This is a genomic window from Streptomyces sp. NRRL F-5135 (assembly GCF_000719775.1).
Classification (GTDB): domain Bacteria; phylum Actinomycetota; class Actinomycetes; order Streptomycetales; family Streptomycetaceae; genus Streptomyces; species Streptomyces hebeiensis.
In genome coordinates this window covers 400,114-417,507 of sequence record NZ_JOHR01000001.1, presented here as the reverse complement: position 1 = coordinate 417,507, position 17,394 = coordinate 400,114, and the positions used below count along the sequence as shown (strand labels likewise).

The window sequence follows — 17,394 nt, the reverse complement described above, 5'->3', positions numbered from 1 at the left end:
TCACACAGAGGAATCCGATGTCCACCTGGTCCACCCGAGTGCGCCGCCGCACGCTCACCCTCTCGGCGGCCGCCGCCGCGCTCACCCTCGTCCTCGGCGGTTGCTCGTCGGGAGGATCCGACGAGGGGAAGTCCTCCGGCGGTGCGGCGAAGAGCGGTGGCGGTGCCTTCCCGGTCACGATCAAGAGCTCGCTCGGCGAGGCGAGGATCAGCGAACAGCCCGAACGGATCGTCACCCTCGGGCAGGGCTCGGCCGAGACCGCCATCGCGCTCGGTCACACGCCCGTGGGCATCGAGGAGTACGCGTGGGGGAGCGACAAGACCGGCTACCTGCCCTGGATCCACGAGGCGGTGAAGAAGTCCGGCGACGAACTGCCCGAGCAGTTCGCGGGCGGTGAGGACATCGACTTCGAGGCCATCACGGAACTCGCCCCCGACGTGATCCTCGCCCCCTGGTCGGGCATCACGCAGAAGCAGTACGACATCCTCTCCGACATCGCCCCGACGGTCGCCTACCCCGGGCTGGCCTGGAGCACCAACTGGGACGAGCAGATCGAGATCATCGCCAAGGCACTGGGCAAGCCGGCCGAGGCCAGGACCCTCATCTCGCGGATCGAGAAGCAGCTCGCCGACGCCGCCGCGACCCGCCCCGCGTACAAGGGCGTCTCGTTCTCGTACATCTATACCTCGGGGCCCGGCACGCTCGGGGTCTTCCTGCCCGAGGAGCAGCGGGTCGAGATGGTCTCCTCGCTCGGGCTCACCGTCGACCCGGTCGCCAAGACGTTCAAGGAGACCAAGGGCACCGACTCGGCGCTCATCGGCCTGGAGAACGCCGAGAAGCTCTCCGGCAGTGACGTGATCTTCACCTTCTACACCGACGCCAAGACCCGCGAGGAGATCGAGGCGCAGCCGCTGTACGCGGCGATACCCGCCGTCAAGCGCGGTGCCGTCGTCGCGAGCGACGACACCTCCTTCGTCACCGCGTCGTCGATCATCAACCCCCTCACCGTCCCCTGGGTCGTCGAACGCTATCTGCCACTGATCGACAAGGCCGTGGCCAAGGCCGGTGGCTCGGCGGGCGCCACGTCCTGACACCGCGTGGCGTCCCCGCACGTGCCGGGCCCGACGCGCCTGGTACGCCGCACGTACCGGGCCCGGGCGGCCCGGCGCCGGGCGACCCGTGACAGGCCCACCCGCCGGACAGCGACCATCAGGACCCCATGACCACCACCGACTCAGCCGTCCGCCCGGGCGGTGCCGGTACGTCCCGGCGTACCGGCACCGCTCGGCGGGTGTACGTCCTCCTCGCCGGGCTCGCCGTCCTGGCGTGCGCCGTCGTCGCCAGTGTGATGTTCGGCAGCAGGACCACTTCCTTCGGCGATGTCGTGGACGTGTTCTCCGGCGCCGCCGACCCGTACGTCGCCACCGTCGTCGAGAGCCGCTACCCGAGGACGGCGCTCGGCCTGCTGGCCGGGCTCTGCCTCGCCGTCGCGGGCACGCTCATGCAAGGGGTGACCCGTAACCCGCTGGCCGACCCCGGGCTGCTCGGCATCAACGCGGGCGCCTCCGCGAGCATTGTCGCCGCCACCGCGTTCCTCGGGGCCTCCGGCGCCACCGCCACGTTGTGGTGGGCGCTGCCCGGGGCGCTGGTCGCGGGGGTGCTCGTGCACGCCATCGGATCGGCGGGGGCCGGCCGGAGCATGGTCAGGCTGGTGCTCGCCGGGGCGGTGCTCTCCGCCGTGCTGATGGCGTTCATCCAGGCCGTGACCCTCAGCAGGCCCAAGGTCTTCGACAGCTACCGGTACTGGGTCGTCGGGGCCCTCGGCGGCCGGGACTTCGACGTGTTCTGGTCGGTCCTGCCCTTCGCCGCCGTCGGGTTCGCGCTCGGCGCGCTGGTCGCGCCCGGCCTCAACGCGCTCGCGCTCGGGGACGATTCCGCGACCGCGCTCGGCGCCCGTCCGGCCCTGGTGCGCGGCGGCGGTCTGTTCGCCGCCACGCTGCTGAGCGCGGCGGCCACGGCGGCGGTCGGCCCGATCGCCTTCGTCGGACTGGCCGTCCCCCATGTCGTACGGGCCCTCGTCGGCACCGACTTCCGGACCCAGGTCGCGTTCTCCGCCGTCGCGGGCCCGGCCCTGCTGCTGCTCGCGGACGTCGTGGGCCGCGTCGTGCTGCGGCCGCAGGAGCTGATGGTGGGCGTGGTCACCGCGTTCGTGGGCGCCCCCGCGCTCCTGTACGCCGTACGGAGGATGAAGGGAACGGCGGGATGAAGCACACCATCCGTACCGCGGATCCGCGCGACACCTCACCCGCGTCGCACGGCACACCGAACGGCATACGGAACGGCACCTCGAACGACGCGCCGGACCCGGCGCGCCGACCGTCCCGGCGGACCCGCCCCACCGGCGCGCCACGCGGCTTCCTCGTCATCGGGCGGACCGTCGCGCTCCCGGTCCGGCGGATCTCCGTCGTCACGGCGCTCCTCGTCGTGCTCCTGACCCTCGCCGCCGCGGTCGCGACGCTCTCCCTCGGCCGGATCGGGGTCCCGCTCGCCGACCTGCCGGGCGCCCTCACGGGCGGCGCACGGGGCACGGACGTCTTCGTCCTCGAACGGCTGCGCGGGCCACGCCTCGTGGTCGCCGCGGGGACGGGCGCGGCGCTCGGGCTGTCGGGCGCGCTCTTCCAGTCCGTGACCCGTAACCCCCTCGGGAGCCCGGACGTGATCGGCCTGGGCGCCGGAGCGGGCGCCGGCGCGGCGGTCGTCGCGCTGCTGCTGCCGGGCACCCTGCCGGTGCCCGTCGGCGCGCTCGCGGGGGCGGCCGCCGCCATGGCGCTGGTGTACGTCTCGACGGGTGCCGGGTTCCGCAACGGCGGACGCCTCGTGGTGGCCGGTATCGGAGTCGCCGCCATCGGGACGGCGGTCACGCAGTACGTGGTCTACGCCGTGGAGCGGGACAAGGCCACCGTCCTGACCGCCTACGTCAACGGCAGCCTCGCGGCGCGGTCCTGGAGCGACGCCGGTGTCATCTGGCTGGTGCTGCTGGCCGCGGTCCCCTGCACGGCCCTGATCGCACGGCGCCTGGACATCGGTGAGATGGGCGACGACCTCGCCGAGGGACTCGGCGCCCGTCCCAGGAGCACCAAGTCCCTCGCCGTCACCCTGGCGATCGTGCTCTCCGCGGCGGCCGTCAGCGTCGCGGGGCCCATCGCGTTCATCTCGCTGACCGCACCGCAGATCGCCAAGCGCCTCACGCGCGGCTCCGGCCCCCAGCTGACGCAGGCCACCCTCGTCGGCGCGCTGCTGCTGGTGTCGGCGGACCTCGCGGCCCAGCAACTGCCCCTGTTCGAGGACCTCCCCGTGGGCATCTACACGATGGCCCTCGGCGGCGGCTATCTCGGCTGGCTCCTGATCCGCGAGTGGCGCCGGGGCGTGCTCTGAGCCGTGGCGCCCGGTGCCGGGCGGCCCGTGGCGCGGCGGGTCCGGTGGACCGCGGCCGGGCCGGGCCGTACCAGGGCCGAACGGCCATGGTGAGGCCGAACGGCCCTAGTGCGTGGCCGCGTCGCGCGCGTTGACTGTGTGGTGCACCGCGGGCTGTCCGACGGACAGCCCCGGGAACGGCCCGCGGTGCACCAGCCGGACACACCGCCGAACGGTGTCCGGGACCACAGCGGGGCGCCGGGCGCGGGCCCATGTCGACCAGGAGGGCGAGCCGGTGATAGCGGCCGTAGGACACGGTGATCTGACCATCGGCACAATGGAGTTGGTGGAGGCCGAACTGCGGTCGCGGCTGGCACGCTTCACGGGCGAGGCGGGGCTCGTGCGCGCCGGTGCGGGGCTGCCCCTCACGTTCGCGCGGGCCGTGCGCACCGCCGGGCGGGAGCTGACCGTCCTGCTCCCCTCCCAGGGGTCCGTACCCGCCGTGCTGCCCCTTCGGGACCGGGCCGCCGCCGGCGAACTGATCGTGTTGGCACGGCAGGTGCGGCTGCTCCCCTTCGACCCGGAGGACCGGAACTCCTGCGTGGGAGCGGACGAACAGGTGGTGCGCGTGTGCCGTACGGTGCTCGCGGTGTGGGACGGATCGCCGTCCGACGGCTCGGACGCCACCGCGCACCTGGTCGCCTACGCCCGCGCCCATGGCATCCCCGTCGACATCGTCTGGCCCGAGGGCGCGGCCCGCACCGGCGGTCCCGGCCGCGGCCGCCCCGGCCAACCGGCCCGCCCCGCGCCGCGCCCCGGCACTGGCGGCCGGCCCACCCTCGCGGGAGGTCGGCGCTGACCTCGGCGGCGTCCGCCATCCGCCCCGCCGCCTGACGCCCGGCGGCTGCCGCTTTCCGTGCCCCTGCCCGGCCCGGTGCCGGTGCCGGGCAGGGGGTCAGGTGAGGTTCTTCTCGAGGGCGGTCAGGTAGCTGCGGATGAAGTGGTCGCGCATACCGTCACTGGCCGGTGCGAGGACATCGGCGGTCAGTCCCCTGGCATGGTCGGCGAGCCCGCCGAGCAGGGACATCGACTCGTGGACCCCGCCCCGGGAGTCGATGTGGCGCAGGGCGTTGACGTGGGTGTGGGCGGGCTCCGGCGGAAGGTGGGGGACGACGTCGTTGTTGTTGACGAAGCGGTACATCCGGTCCTTGAAACCCTTGTTGTAGGCCTTGGCCAGGGTCGTGTCGCAGGTGCGGGGCCGGCCGTAGGTGTAGACGCCGTCGGCTGCGAGCCGCGGGTCCTCGAGGTACATGCGCGCTCCGGCGAGCATCGCGAGGGCGCCGCCGAGGCTGTGGCCGGTGAACCAGACGCTCTGCCCGTCGGTGCGCAGGCCGGCGAGCCGGCGCGCACGCCGCCACGTGCCTGCGCGGCCCGTCGGCCGCCCGTCACGGTCCGGTGACGAGCATGACGATCAGGACGAGAACGAGCAGGCCCACGTAGGCGGCCGAGTGGAGCCGGTCGGGGACCCGTGTGGCGGCCCGCCTGACCAGGGCGACGGTCGGCAGCGATCCGCTGAGCAGCGCGGCGCATGCCACGAGATCGATGTAGCCGACGCGGCCCGGGAGTGCCTGGGCGGCGGGAGCGAGCGCGTAGACGATGCTTCCCGCGACGGCGACGGGGACGCTGAGCGCGTTCGCCAGCGCGGTCGTGGTGGCCATGGGCAGCCCGCGCCGGCGCAGCAACGGGACCGTCATGACGCTGCCGCCGACGCCCAGGCCGGCGGCCACTGTGCCGATGCCGACACCGCCGAACGTCGTTGTGATCCGGCCGAGCGGGCGCGGTTCCCCGCCGTCGGTGGCGGTGAGGAACCCCTCGCGCAGCAGGCTGTCCGCGATGGCGATCAGCAGGTACACGACGAACAGGGCGTGCAGCAGGGCGCCGCTGAGCCAGGTGGCCGCGAGCGAGCCGATCGCCGCGCCCAGCAGCACGAAACCGGCCAGGGGCCACAGGTAGTCCCGGCGCGGCCGGCCGGAACGGCGGCGCCCCGACGCGGCGGTCACCGCGTTCACGGCCATGACCGCCGTCGACGTCGCCACGGCCACATGCATGGCGTCGGCGCCGTCGTCCTGACCCGTCGCGATCAGGAACCCGTGGACGACGGGGATGGTGACGAAGCCGCCGCCGAAGCCGAACAGCACCGTCGTGACGCCGGTCAGGCAGCCGAACAGGAGAAGAGTGAGAAACGCGGTCAGCACGGTGGACACGCTAGGAACCGGAGCCGCTGGCGGGCAATCGACTGTTCGACAGCTACTTACTCGTACGCGACAGCGGGGCGTAGAGTCGGAAGGTGCGCAACATCCCCGTCGACGAGGTGGACGGCCTGGACAGAGCGGTGCTCGCCATCGGTACCGACTACCCGTACGAGCATCTGCTCCCCCTCCACGAGCACCGCCGTGCCCAGGTCCTCTACGCCGCGACCGGTGTGATGCGGGTCGAGACGGCGGACGGTGCTTGGACCGTGCCCACGGCACGCGCGGTCCTGATCCCGCCGCGCACCCGCCACCAGGTCACCATGACGGGGGTCAGCACCCGGAGCCTGTACATCGAGCCCGGGGCCGCGCCCTGGTTCCCCGGTCGCTGCCGGGTGGTGGACGTCTCCGCGCTGCTGCGGGCGCTGATCCTCGACGCCGTCGACATGGCCCCCCGCTATCCCGCGCACGGCCGGGACGCGACCGTCGTCGAGCTGATCCTTCACGAGCTGCGGAATCTGACACCGCTCCCGCTCGACCTGCCGCTGCCCGCCGCCCCGGAGCTCCGGCGGCTGTGCGACGCGTTCCTGCGGGCCCCCGACATCCATGACCCGCCCGCCCGCTGGGCGGCCGCCCTGAACGTCAGCGAGCGCACACTCGGCCGCCTGTTCCGGCGCGGAACCGGCCTGAGCTTCGCCCAGTGGCGGCAGCGGGCGTGCGTCTTGAGGTCGGTGCACGAGCTGGCCGCCGGCGTGCCGGTGACCCGGGTCGCGGGAGCACTCGGGTACGAGAACCCCGCCGCGTTCACGGTGGCCTTCCGGAGTCTGCTGGGCCGTGCCCCGTCCGCGTACCGGGCCGAGCACCGCGCCACGCCGGAGGAGGAGCGGCCCACCCGGCCGGACGGTCGGCCGCCGGGGCCCGCCCGCGCGTAGGGCCGGTCGGTCCCGGTGAGGGCCTGTCCGGCCCTAGGGGCCCGGCCCGGCGCCCCGTGATCATCGTTGTGCCGGGAAGAGCTGGACCATGTCCCCCGCATTCCCCAGCTCTTCCCGGCACGTTCGACAGTCGTGAGAGGCGGAGGGTACGGGCCGGTGGACAACGCACGAGCGAAGGGGCAGCCGACTCGACCGGAGCGGGAGCCCGAGGCGGGACCCGGACCGGAGTCCGGGCGGGAGGCCGAACAGGAGTCCCCGGCGGGACCACGGGCCGAGTCCGGGCCGGGACCCGCGGCGAGGCCCGGCCCGAGCGCGGGGGACGCGGCGCTTGCGCACCGCGCCCGTCGGCATGTCGTCGTGGACTGGCTGACCACCACCGACCACAAGCGGATCGGGACGCTCTACCTGGTGTCCGCGTTGTTCTTCTTCCTGATCGGCGGTGTGCTGGCGCTGGTGATGCGCGCCGAACTGGCCCGGCCCGGTACCCAGATCGTCTCCAACGAGCAGTTCAACCAGGCGTTCACCATGCATGGTTCGATCATGCTGCTGCTCTTCGCGATGCCGCTGTTCACCGGATTCGCCAACTGGATCATGCCGCTTCAGATCGGGGCGCCCGATGTGGCCTTCCCCCGGCTGAACGCGCTCGCCTACTGGCTGTTCCTGTTCGGTTCGCTGATCGCCGCCGGTGGTTTCCTCACCCCGCAGGGCGCCGCCGATTTCGGCTGGTTCCTCTACGCGCCGCTCTCGGACGCCGTCCACTCGCCGGGCGTGGGCTCCGACATGTGGATCATGGGTGTGGCCCTGTCGGGCTTCGGCTCCATCCTCGGCGCGGTCAACTTCATCACCACGATCGTCTGCATGCGAGCCCCCGGCATGACGATGTTCCGAATGCCGGTCTTCACCTGGAACGTGCTGCTGACCGGCGTACTGATCCTGCTCGTCTTCCCGGTGCTCGCCGCCGCCCTCTTCGCGCTGGAGTGCGACCGGAAGTTCGGTTCACACATCTTCGACGCGGCGAACGGCGGCGCCCTGCTGTGGCAGCACCTGTTCTGGTTCTTCGGCCACCCCGAGGTCTACGTGCTGGCCCTGCCGTTCTTCGGCATCGTCTCCGAGATCATCCCGGTCTTCTCCCGCAAGCCGATGTTCGGTTACATCGGCCTGGTGGGCGCGACGATCGCGATCGCCGGCCTCTCCGTGACGGTGTGGGCCCACCACATGTACACGACGGGCGGTGTGCTGCTGCCGTTCTTCTCCTTCATGACCTTCCTGATCGCCGTGCCGACGGGGGTGAAGTTCTTCAACTGGATCGGCACGATGTGGAAGGGCTCGCTGTCCTTCGAGACGCCCATGCTCTGGGCGACGGGCTTCCTGCTCACCTTCGTCTTCGGCGGCCTCACGGGCGTCATCCTGGCCGCGCCCCCGCTGGACTTCCACGTGTCCGACACGTACTTCGTGGTCGCGCACTTCCACTACACGCTCTTCGGCACGGTGGTGTACGCGATGTTCGCCGGATTCCACTTCTGGTGGCCCAAGTTCACCGGGAGGATGCTCGACGAACGCCTGGGCAAGATCACCTTCTGGACGCTCACCGCAGGCTTCCACCTGACCTTCCTCGTCCAGCACTGGCTGGGCGCGCAGGGCATGCCCCGCCGGTACGCGGACTACCTCGCCGCCGACGGCTTCACCACCTTGAACACCGTGTCCACGGTGGGTTCGTTCCTGCTCGGCCTGGCCCTGCTCCCGTTCTTCTACAACGTCTGGAAGACCGCGCACTACGGGAAGAGGGTCACCGTCGACGACCCGTGGGGCTACGGCCGCTCCCTGGAGTGGGCGACGTCGTGTCCGCCGCCCCGGCACAACTTCGTCGCCCTGCCCCGTATCCGCAGCGAGTCCCCGGCCTTCGACCTGCGTCATCCCGAGTTCGCCGAGCTGGAGGCGGCGGCGCGGGCCGCGGTCCCCACGCCGCGCGCCTGATGCGCGCGCCTGGTCCGCGCGCCTCGAACCGCCTCCGATCGCCACCGACCGCTTCCGGCCGACCGGGCGGAAGCATGAAGGGAAAACATCATGTCGCACGGTGTTCCGGCCCTGGGGATCGCCCTGCTGTGCGGCGCCGGCTGTGTCTGGTACGTGCCGGCCGTCGCCGACCTGCGCGCGGGGGCGGACCGGCCGGTCTCCCGGCGGCTGGGCGCCGCGGCCGTGCTGACGGGGTGGGGTACCGCGGCCCTGGCCGTACCGCTGCTGCTCCTGGCCACCGCCCGGGGCACGGCCGTCCTGGCGGCGGCCGGTGCCCTGGCGACCCTGGCGCTGGCGGTGTGCTCGGCGGTACGGCGCCGGAACGAGCAGCGCGAGGCGGCCGACCGCTGGGCCCTGCTCCGAGGGGAGCGCGGGCCGTGTGGCGCGACGGAGGCGGCCGCGGGCCGTCCCGACGACGGCCGACGGGCGGAGCGCGCCTTCCTCGCCTGGCTCGTACCGGGCCTGGTGCTGGCGCCCTGCGCGGGCGTGGCCGTCCTCGTCACGGGCGGTGCCCTCACCGCACAGCGGATCGCCGTCGCGGCCGGGGCGGCGACGGTGGTCGAAGCGCTGTTCCTGACGACGGCGGCCATTCGCGCGGGTGCCGCCGCGCGGTGAGATCACCCCGTGACGCGGACGGCGGTACGGGGGCGGCCGACGCCCACGACCGGGCGTCCCGGTCGCCCCACCGGGACGCCCCCGGGCCTCCGTGGCCGCTCTCGGACGGCCCTCATCCGTCCGCCGGCAGGCCCTCCTGAGCGGCCGACGGCATGGCGGCCCGCTCGGCCGACCGCGCCCGGTACGCCATCCAGGCCGCCACCAGCGCTCCCGACACGTTGTGCCAGACCGAGAACACCGCGGCGGGCAGGGCGGCCAGCGGGCTGAAGTGGGCGGTGGCCAGGGAGGCGGCGAGGCCCGAGTTCTGCATGCCGACCTCGAAGGCCATCGCCCGGCTCGCGGGCGCGCCGAGCCGCGCCAGCTTCCCGGCGCCGTAACCGAGGGCCAGCCCCAGACCGTTGTGCAGCACCACGGCGACGAACACGAGCAGCGCGGCCGACCGGATCGCGCTCGCGCTGCCGGCGACCACGACCGCCACGATCACCGCGATCGTGGCCGCCGACAGCCAGGGCAGCGCGCCCATCACCCGGTCCAGGTACCGTCCCGCCAGCAGCCGGACCGCCAGCCCCGCGAGCACCGGCAGCAGCACGGTCTTGAGGATGTCCGCCACCATCGAGCCCGCGTCCACCGGCAGGAACTCGCCCGCCAGCAGCAGTGTGAGCGGCGGTGTCACCACCGGGGCGAGAACGGTGGAGACGGTCGCGACCGAGACCGACAGCGCGACGTCGCCGCGCGCCAGGTAGGTCACCACGTTGGACGCCGTACCGCTCGGCGCACAGCCGACCAGGATCACCCCCGCCGCCAGCTGGGGCGGGAGCCCCAGCGCGTTGGCGATCAGCCAGCCCAGCCCGGGCATGATCACATAGTGCGCGACCAGCCCCAGCCCGACCGCCCACGGCCGCCTGGCGACGCCCTGGAAGTCCTGCGGCGTCATCGTCAGCCCCATGCAGAACATGACCACGCCCAGGAGGTACGGCACCGAGACCGACCAGCTCGCGAAGGTGCCCGGGGTCAGCAGCCCGAGGACGCCCGCGACGAGTACCAGGACCGGGAAGACGGTGACGGCACGCCGGGCCGCACGGTCAGCGGGGTCCGGCGCGGTGGGAGCGGAAACGGTGGGGGGCTTCTGTTCTGATGACACGGCGCGATGGAACGCCTCGCGATGCCGTCGCGCAACACCGTCTCGTCATCTGGTCCCTCCCGCTCACGCCGGGTCACGGCGTAACGCGGAGGGTCACGGCTCGGTACGGGAGGGCCCCGGCCGGTCATGGCGGCCCGGAGCGCGGTGACGCCGCCCGGTGTCCACCGGGCGGCGTCACGGTCGTGCGTGGTGGGCCGACGGGGCGTCACCGGTGTGACGCCCCGTCGACGGTGTGGGTGTGGGTGTTACGGGACGATCTTCAGGAGCTTGTTCGGCGAGCCGGTGCCCGGGCTGGTCACCACGCCCGAGGTGGCGCCGTTCACCAGGGCCGCCCCGACCTGGGCCGGGGTCGCGCTCGTGTGGCCCGCGAGGTAGACCGCCGCCGCGCCCGCGACGTGCGGGGTGGCCATCGAGGTGCCCGAGATGGTGTTGGTGGCCGAGTCGGAGGAGTACCAGGCACTGGTGATGGAGCTGCCCGGGGCGAACAGGTCCACCACCGAGCCGTAGTTGGAGTAGCTCGCGCGGGCGTCGGTGCTGGTCGTCGCCCCGACGGTGATGGCCGAGGCGACCCGGGCCGGCGAGTAGTTCGCGGCGTTGGCACTGGAGTTGCCCGCCGCGATGGCGTAGGTCACCCCGCTGTTGATGGAGTTCTGCACGGCCGTGTCCAGCGCGGTGCTGGCGCCGCCGCCCAGGGAGACGTTGGCGACGGAGGGCCCGCTGTGGTTCGCGGTCACCCAGTCGATGCCCGCGACGACCTGGGCCGTGGTGCCCGAGCCGGAGTTGTTGAGGACCCGCACGGCCACGATCTTGGCGCTCTTGGCCACGCCGTACGAGGAGCCGGCGATGTTGGCCGCGACATGGGTGCCGTGGCCGTTGCCGTCCTGCGCGGTGGTGTCGCCGTCGACGGCGTCGTAACCGTACGAGGCCCGGCCGCCGAAGTCCTGGTGGCTGATGCGGACCCCGGTGTCGATGACGTAGACCGTCGCTCCGGAGCCGGCGCTGTCGGGGTAGGTGTACCGGGAGTCCAGCGGGAGCGACGCCTGGTCGATCCGGTCCAGCCCCCAGGACGGCGGGTTCGTCTGGGTGCCCAGCGCGTGGACCGTACGGTCCTGGACGACCTGGTCCACCGCGGGGTCGGCGGCGAGCCGCGCGGCCTGGGCGGCCGAGAGGCGCACGGCGTATCCGTTGAGGGCGGCCGTATACGTTCTCTCGATCTTCGCGCCGTACTCGGAGACGACCTCCCGGCCGGAGGCCGAGGCGGCCTTGAGGCCGGTGTTCTTCTTGAGCGTGACGATGTAGCTGCCCGGCACGGCGTCCTTGGCCTGGGCGTCGATGACCGTGCCGACGGCGGGCGCGGCCTGGGCGGGAGCGGCGACGGCCGCGAGGGCGGCGGTCGCCGCGAAGGCGGTGAGCGCGGCTGCTATCCGCGTCGTGGTGGTACGGGTCGATGCCATGCTGAGGGGTCCTCCTCATCGGGGCGCGCCAGGGTGCGTGCGCGACAGGGGCGGCATGCCGCAGGCATGCGCGGGGCGGTCCGGACGGGGTCGTGTGACCGCCTGTGAAAAACCATCGCCGAGGAGTGAGAGGCGGAACAAGGAGGACTGACGGATTGTCACCTTCCTGACATGGTCATGCAATAAGCTGATCGTACTGATGCGGGCAACCCGCCCCACCTCGCCAGGTCCCGGACATCTCGCCACGTCCCTTGTGCGAAGCGGGAGTTGACGACGGCAGGCACACACGGCGGAGGGGCCTCGAGGCGCACGCGCTCCTCGAGGCCCCTCCGTCCCGTGCCGTCGGCCCGCGAAGACCGGCCGGACCGGTCCGCACCACGGCCCGCCCGCCCGGCGTCCAGCCGGTGGTGTTCCCCCGCTCAGGAGACGTCGGCGCCGTGTTCCACCGTCACCGGGTCGAAGGTGATACGGGTCCACTCACCGTCCCGCGCCCATTTCACCTCGACCACCTCACCGCGCACCCGGGTCTCGCTCACGGCGTCCGCCGGCGGGGCGGCCCGGGGCCCGGCCGTGAGCGACGCGAGCGCCACGAAGAACGCCGTCCCCTCCGCGCCGCCCGTCAGCCGGGGCACCACCGCCCAGGGCGTGAACGCCGTGCCCTGTGGCGCCCGTCGCTCGTCCGCGTCCTGCCAGCCGTACAGCCCGTGCAGCGCCGACCGCGTGTCCTCGCCGGGCCCGGTCGCCCAGCCCGACTGCCACACCCGCGCGCCGGGCGGCGCGCCCACCACCCGGTGCGCGCGCAGCTCGTACCCGCCCCGGACCACCGTGACGCTGTCCACCCGCAGCCCCGGCACCATCGGGGCGCCGGAGGAGAACACCGGCCGGTGCCAGGAGGCGGCCCAGCCCCAGCCGTCCCCGTGCCCCGCCCCCAGCGGGTGGATGCGGCGGCGTCCGCTGACCGCGCCCGCGACCTCCACAGCCAGCTGGTTGTCCGCGACGTTCGCCGCGGACGTCGGACCGGTCCGGGTGGAGTAGGCCATCCGGCTGTACAGCGGGTCGTCCGGTATCCCCGACTCGCCCTCGTGCGGCCGGACATGGTCGCTGCCGTGGTTGTGCAGCCGTACGATCCCGTCCGCCGCGGTGGACTGGACGAGCAGCCCCGCGGCGGGCAGCGCGAGCACCCGGTCGGCCCCCTCGACGGGTGCCGGCTTCTCCGGGGCCCGCCACAGCGGATGCGCCTCGGGCGCGAGGAGCGCCACGAACGCCTTGGACGCCCAGTACGGCGAGGCCGGGCCCGAGTAGGTCTGGAGCGTGGCGTCGTGCGGACCGTGCCAGCCGAGGTTCAGCAGCCCGTCCGTGCCCGTCGCTCCCCGGTCGGTGAAGTAGCGCAGCGCGCCGCTGATCAGCCGGCGCGAGACACCGGGGGCGAGCGGGGTGTGGCCCGTCACGGCGCCCAGCGCGACGGCCGCGCCCGCCGCGAACCGGTAGGTGAGCGAGCGGCCGAAGTGGATCGGCGCGCCGTCCGCGCCGAACAGCAGCGAGAAGCTCTCCAGGTGCTCGCGCAGCCGGGGACCGTACACGCCGTAGCGGTCCGGGCCGTCGTGGTCCGGACCGCTGCCGTCCCGGTCGTCGGCCAGGCCGGCCGGACGCGTACCACCGGCGCCGGCGTCACCGTCCTCACGGGCCGCCAGATACGCGTCCAGGACCGGATAGAGGTGCAGTGCCCAGCCGTTGTAGTGGTCGAAGGCGCGCCCGTCGCCGTCGGTGTACCAGCCCTGTCCCCGGTACCAGCCCTCCAGCAGGCCGGTCGCCCGCTCCCGTGCCCGGGCCGTCTCGTCGTCGCCGCGCCCCACCGACTCCAGGAACCCGGCCACCGAGTAGGGGAACAGGTACCAGTTGTTGGGCGCCGGGGTGTGCCGCAGGGCGCCGCGCAGCCACTCCTCGGCCCGGTCCTGGACGCCGGCGTCCAGCCGGTCCCACAGCCATCGCCGGGTCAGCCGCAGCCCGAGCGCGACCGACGCGGACTCGACCATGGGCTGGCCCTGCACATGGTGGTCGAGGATCAGCGGCCAGGACTCGGTGTCGTCGCGGCCGGGCGTACGGGTGCCGGCCGCGAGCCCGTCCGCGTACCGCTCCAGCCAGCCGTGCGGGTCCTTCCCGTCCGCGCCCGCGACCCGGAACGCGGCGGCGAGGAACGTCCGGGCATAGCCCTCCAGACCGTCCGAGCGCACGCCCGAACGGGACGGCCTGCCCGGCAGGTCGAGCAGGGCGCGGCCCGGCGTCGCCCACTGCCAGGCGGCGCTCAGCAGCCCGTCGGCGGCGGCCTCCCAGTGGTCCCGGGTGTAGCCGGTGTACGGGCTGTGCGCGCGGTCCTCGCCCGGGAGCACGAGGGGCACGGGCGCCGGGCCCGCGCGGCCCGTCCCGGCGGCGGCGCCCGGACCGGCGGGACCGGCCGCGGTGGCGGTGGCGGCGGGCGGATTCGTACGGGGTGCGGTCATGCGAGGAATGCCAGCCTTTCGCGTCGTACGGGATGGGCGAAGCCGTCACCCGCGGCCCAGCGGGTGACCTCGGCGACGGCCAGTTCCGCCAGCCGCCGCAGTTCGTTGCCCTGCGACCCGGCGAGATGCGGGGTGATGACGGCGTTCTCACACTCCCACAGCGGATGGTCCGGAGGCAGGGTCTCCGGATCAGTGACGTCGAGGATCGCTCGAATCCGTTCCTTCCGGACGACGTCGGTGAGGGCGTCCTGGTCGACGACCGCGCCCCGCGCGGTGTTGATGAGCACACTGTCCTGCCGCATGGCGGCGAGCAGGTCACGGCTGACCAGTCCGGTGGTGGCGGGCAGCAGCGGGGTGTGGACGCTCACCACGTCGCTGCCGGCGAAGAGTTCACCGATCTCCACCTGACGGACACCGAGCGCGGCGGCCTCCTCGGCGGAGACGTACGGGTCGTACAGGGCCACGTCCAGGTCGTACGGGCGCAGCAGTTCGATCACCCGCCGCCCGATCAGCGAGGCGGACAGGATGCCCACGGTCCTGCCGTAGTTGCCCACCACGTCGGGGAGGCGCAGCCAGGGCTCACGGCGGCGCGCGGTCCTGTAGTCGCGGGCCCGTTCCAGGGCCCGCTTGCCGGACAGCAGGATCATCGCGACGGTGTACTCGGCCACCGGCAGCGCGTTGGCGGCGGCGGCCGAGGAGACCGCGATGCCGCGTTCCCAACAGGCCTCGGTGACATGGCCGCGTACCGTCCCCGCGGTGTGGACGATCGCGCGCAGCCGGGGCGCCGCCGCCAGGACCTCCTCGTCCAGCGGCGGGCAGCCCCAGCCCGTGACCAGCAGTTCGGCGCCGGCCAGGGCCGCACGCGCCCGGTCCGTGCCGAAGTCGTCGAGGACGGGTGGCGGCATGAGGTCGCACACCGCGCCGAGGGCGGCCAGGGTGTCGGGACGCAGGACCGCGGCCCCGGCGTCCGGGGACATGGCGAGGGCGGCCCGGGGGCGGGAGCGTGCTGTTGCTGCGGTAGCCATGAATCTCCTGGGTTTCCTGATGCTCCTGATGGGGGTGGGTGTGGCTCCGATGGCCTGTCAGGTGGGCGGTCCGCTGCTCGGGTGGTTCGCTATTTGACGGCGCCCGCGGTGAGTCCGGACCGCCAGAACCGCTGGAGCAGCGTGAAGGCGAGGATCAGCGGCACCACCGCGAGCAGCGAACCCGTGATCACCACCGGGTAGTACTCGGGGGAGACCCTCGCGGCACTGTTCCAGGCGTACAGGCCGAGGCTGACCGGATACAGGTCCTGGTCGGACAGCATCACCATGGGCAGGAAGAAGTTGTTCCAGATGGTCGTGAGTTGGAAGAGGAAGACGGTGACGAGCCCGGGGCCGAGCATCCGCAGGGACACCCGCACATACGTCGTCAGCTCGCCGGCCCCGTCCACCCGCGCCGCTTCCAGCACCTCGTCGGGTACGTACCCCTGGCTGAAGATCCGGCCCAGATAGACCCCGAACGGATTGAACAGGACCGGTATGAAGACCGCCCAGAAGGTGTTGACCAGGCCGACGCCCGACGCCATCAGGTACAGGGGCAGCGCGAGCACGGTCTGCGGCACCATCACGGCCGCCAGCACCAGCCCGAACAGCTTCTCCTTGTGCCGGAAGTGGTACTTGTCGAAGGCGTACCCGCAGGCGATGCTCACCAGCGCCCCGATCGCCGCGCCGAGGACGGCGTACAGCAGGCTGTTGGCGTACCACCGGCTGAAGAGCCCGCCGTCCATCGCGACCACGTCCCGCAGGTTCTGCGCGAAGGAGAAGTCGCTCAGCGACAGCAGGTCGCTGCGGAAGAGCGCGTCCCGGTTCTTGGTGGCGGCCAGCACCAGCCACATGACCGGCAGCAGGGTGTAGAGCACCGAGAGGCCGACGACGAGATTGACGACGGCGCGGCCCAGCAGGTGCGGGCGCCTCGGCGGGGCGGTACGGGGAGCGGTCAGCGCGCTCATCGGGCTGCCTCCTCGGCGCTGTTCGCGCGGTTGGTCCAGCGGGTGACGCCGTAGGAGAGGGCGACGGTGAGGATCAGCAGAATGACCGAGGCGGCCGCCGCCAGACCGTAGTTGTTCCGGGTGAACGCCGCGTCGTAGATGTACATGCTCGGTGAGAACCGCGCGTTGATCATCGGCGAGGACTGGCTCAGCAGCACCGGCTCGGTGAACAGCTGGAGCGCGAAGATCAGGGTGAACATCGCGACCATTACGATCGAGGAGCTCACCAGCGGAGTCTTGACCTGGAGCGCGGTACGGACCGGACCCGCGCCGTCGACGACCGACGCCTCGATGACCTCGCGCGGCACCGCCTGGAGCGCGGCGTAGAAGATGACCATGTTGTAGCCGAGGTTGCTCCACAGCGCGATGTTGACGATGGAGGGCAGGACGGTGTGCACGCCGAGGAAGTCGATGGTGATGTCGGCCTTGGCGAACAGCTCGATGACCGGGCTGATGCCGGGGGTGTAGAGGTAGAGCCAGATGAGGGCGGCGATGATGCCCGGCACGGCGTGCGGCAGGAACAGCCCGAGCTGGGCCCAGGAGCGCAGCCGCACCACCCCGGAGTCCAGCAGGAGCGCCAGGGCCAGCGCGCCGATCACCATCAGCGGGATGTAGACCACGCAGTACAGGACCACGGTGCCGAGGCTGCCGAGGAAGGTCGGGTCGGTCAGGACGGCCGCGTAACTGCGCAGGCCGACGAAGACCGTGCGCTCCGGGCCGAAACCGAGTCCCGGCTGGTCGTCACCGAAGAAGCTCAGCCACACGGCCGTGCCGACCGGTATCAGGAAGACCGTGACGAGGAGGACGTAGAACGGGGTCATCAGGGTGGCGGCCGCGGCGAGTTCGCGGCGCCGGGCGGAGGCGCGGGTGGCGGTACGGCCACCGGGGGAGGAGGCGCCCCCCGCGCGGATGGAGCCGAAGACGCGGCGTGTCGTCTCCGGCGGCGTGGTCGTGTCCTCGGAGACGGGGAGAGGGCCGGCCAGAGGCCTGCTCACGGGTTGGCTCATGGGGTGTCACCTGCCTTTCGGCTGCGGGGGACGCGGGGACGG

14 protein-coding genes and 1 pseudogene are annotated in these 17,394 nt (G+C 72.8%); 7 read left to right on the top strand and 8 right to left on the bottom strand.

Annotation, left to right across the window (positions count from 1 at the left end):
- Positions 1-17: 17 nt before the first annotated feature.
- From IG02_RS0101875 to IG02_RS0101860, 4 genes are all read left to right on the top strand, one after another.
- A complete protein-coding gene (locus IG02_RS0101875) occupies positions 18-1,091 on the top strand; it encodes an iron-siderophore ABC transporter substrate-binding protein (protein ID WP_030740821.1) in 1,074 nt (357 codons plus the stop codon).
- 128 nt (positions 1,092-1,219) lie between these two features.
- The gene (locus IG02_RS0101870; RefSeq protein WP_030740819.1) at positions 1,220-2,266 is read left to right on the top strand and encodes a FecCD family ABC transporter permease; all 1,047 of its coding nucleotides are present in this window, start codon (positions 1,220-1,222) and stop codon (positions 2,264-2,266) included.
- Entirely contained in the window at positions 2,263-3,435 is a 1,173-nt protein-coding gene (locus IG02_RS0101865; protein WP_078854101.1) for a FecCD family ABC transporter permease, read from the top strand. The genes IG02_RS0101870 and IG02_RS0101865 overlap by 4 nt, the downstream gene beginning before the upstream one ends.
- A gap of 274 nt (positions 3,436-3,709) precedes the next feature.
- Positions 3,710-4,273 carry a hypothetical protein gene (locus IG02_RS0101860; RefSeq protein WP_051764307.1) on the top strand — a complete coding sequence of 188 codons (564 nt, stop codon included), beginning with the start codon at positions 3,710-3,712 and terminating at the stop codon, positions 4,271-4,273.
- Positions 4,274-4,369: 96 nt separating this feature from the next.
- Here the strand turns inward: IG02_RS0101860 and IG02_RS0101855 are convergent.
- Positions 4,370-4,813: pseudogene (locus tag IG02_RS0101855) on the bottom strand (lipase family protein); the annotation flags it as partial.
- Positions 4,814-4,859: 46 nt separating this feature from the next.
- Positions 4,860-5,678 carry a sulfite exporter TauE/SafE family protein gene (locus IG02_RS0101850; RefSeq protein WP_324604712.1) on the bottom strand — a complete coding sequence of 273 codons (819 nt, stop codon included), beginning with the start codon at positions 5,676-5,678 and terminating at the stop codon, positions 4,860-4,862.
- 83 nt (positions 5,679-5,761) lie between these two features.
- On the opposite strand from IG02_RS0101850, the gene IG02_RS0101845 reads away from it, so the two are divergent.
- The 3 genes from IG02_RS0101845 (at position 5,762) to IG02_RS42010 (ending at position 9,223) form a co-directional block, all read left to right on the top strand.
- Positions 5,762-6,595 (top strand): AraC family transcriptional regulator, encoded by an 834-nt coding sequence (locus IG02_RS0101845; protein WP_051764305.1) that lies wholly within the window; start codon positions 5,762-5,764, stop codon positions 6,593-6,595.
- A gap of 156 nt (positions 6,596-6,751) precedes the next feature.
- A complete protein-coding gene (gene ctaD, locus IG02_RS0101840) occupies positions 6,752-8,569 on the top strand; it encodes a cytochrome c oxidase subunit I (RefSeq protein ID WP_078854099.1) in 1,818 nt (605 codons plus the stop codon).
- A gap of 90 nt (positions 8,570-8,659) precedes the next feature.
- Complete coding sequence (locus IG02_RS42010) at positions 8,660-9,223, top strand: hypothetical protein (RefSeq protein ID WP_063756708.1); 564 nt, start codon at positions 8,660-8,662, stop codon at positions 9,221-9,223.
- 112 nt (positions 9,224-9,335) lie between these two features.
- Here the strand turns inward: IG02_RS42010 and IG02_RS0101830 are convergent, their stop codons facing one another.
- The 6 genes from IG02_RS0101830 to IG02_RS0101805 form a co-directional block, all read right to left on the bottom strand.
- The gene (locus IG02_RS0101830) at positions 9,336-10,364 is read right to left on the bottom strand and encodes a bile acid:sodium symporter family protein (RefSeq protein ID WP_051764303.1); all 1,029 of its coding nucleotides are present in this window, start codon (positions 10,362-10,364) and stop codon (positions 9,336-9,338) included.
- Positions 10,365-10,609: 245 nt separating this feature from the next.
- Positions 10,610-11,818, bottom strand: a complete 1,209-nt coding sequence (locus IG02_RS0101825) for a S8 family peptidase (protein WP_030740798.1) — start codon at positions 11,816-11,818, stop codon at positions 10,610-10,612.
- A gap of 419 nt (positions 11,819-12,237) precedes the next feature.
- Positions 12,238-14,316, bottom strand: a complete 2,079-nt coding sequence (locus IG02_RS0101820; RefSeq protein WP_078854098.1) for a DUF2264 domain-containing protein — start codon at positions 14,314-14,316, stop codon at positions 12,238-12,240.
- Positions 14,313-15,341 carry a hydroxyacid dehydrogenase gene (locus tag IG02_RS0101815; protein ID WP_030740792.1) on the bottom strand — a complete coding sequence of 343 codons (1,029 nt, stop codon included), beginning with the start codon at positions 15,339-15,341 and terminating at the stop codon, positions 14,313-14,315. Before IG02_RS0101815 ends, IG02_RS0101820 begins: the two co-directional genes overlap by 4 nt.
- Before the next feature lie 89 nt (positions 15,342-15,430).
- A complete protein-coding gene (locus IG02_RS0101810; RefSeq protein ID WP_030740789.1) occupies positions 15,431-16,306 on the bottom strand; it encodes a carbohydrate ABC transporter permease in 876 nt (291 codons plus the stop codon).
- Positions 16,303-17,352 (bottom strand): carbohydrate ABC transporter permease, encoded by a 1,050-nt coding sequence (locus tag IG02_RS0101805; RefSeq protein WP_030740787.1) that lies wholly within the window; start codon positions 17,350-17,352, stop codon positions 16,303-16,305. Before IG02_RS0101805 ends, IG02_RS0101810 begins: the two co-directional genes overlap by 4 nt.
- Positions 17,353-17,394 lie beyond the last annotated feature (42 nt).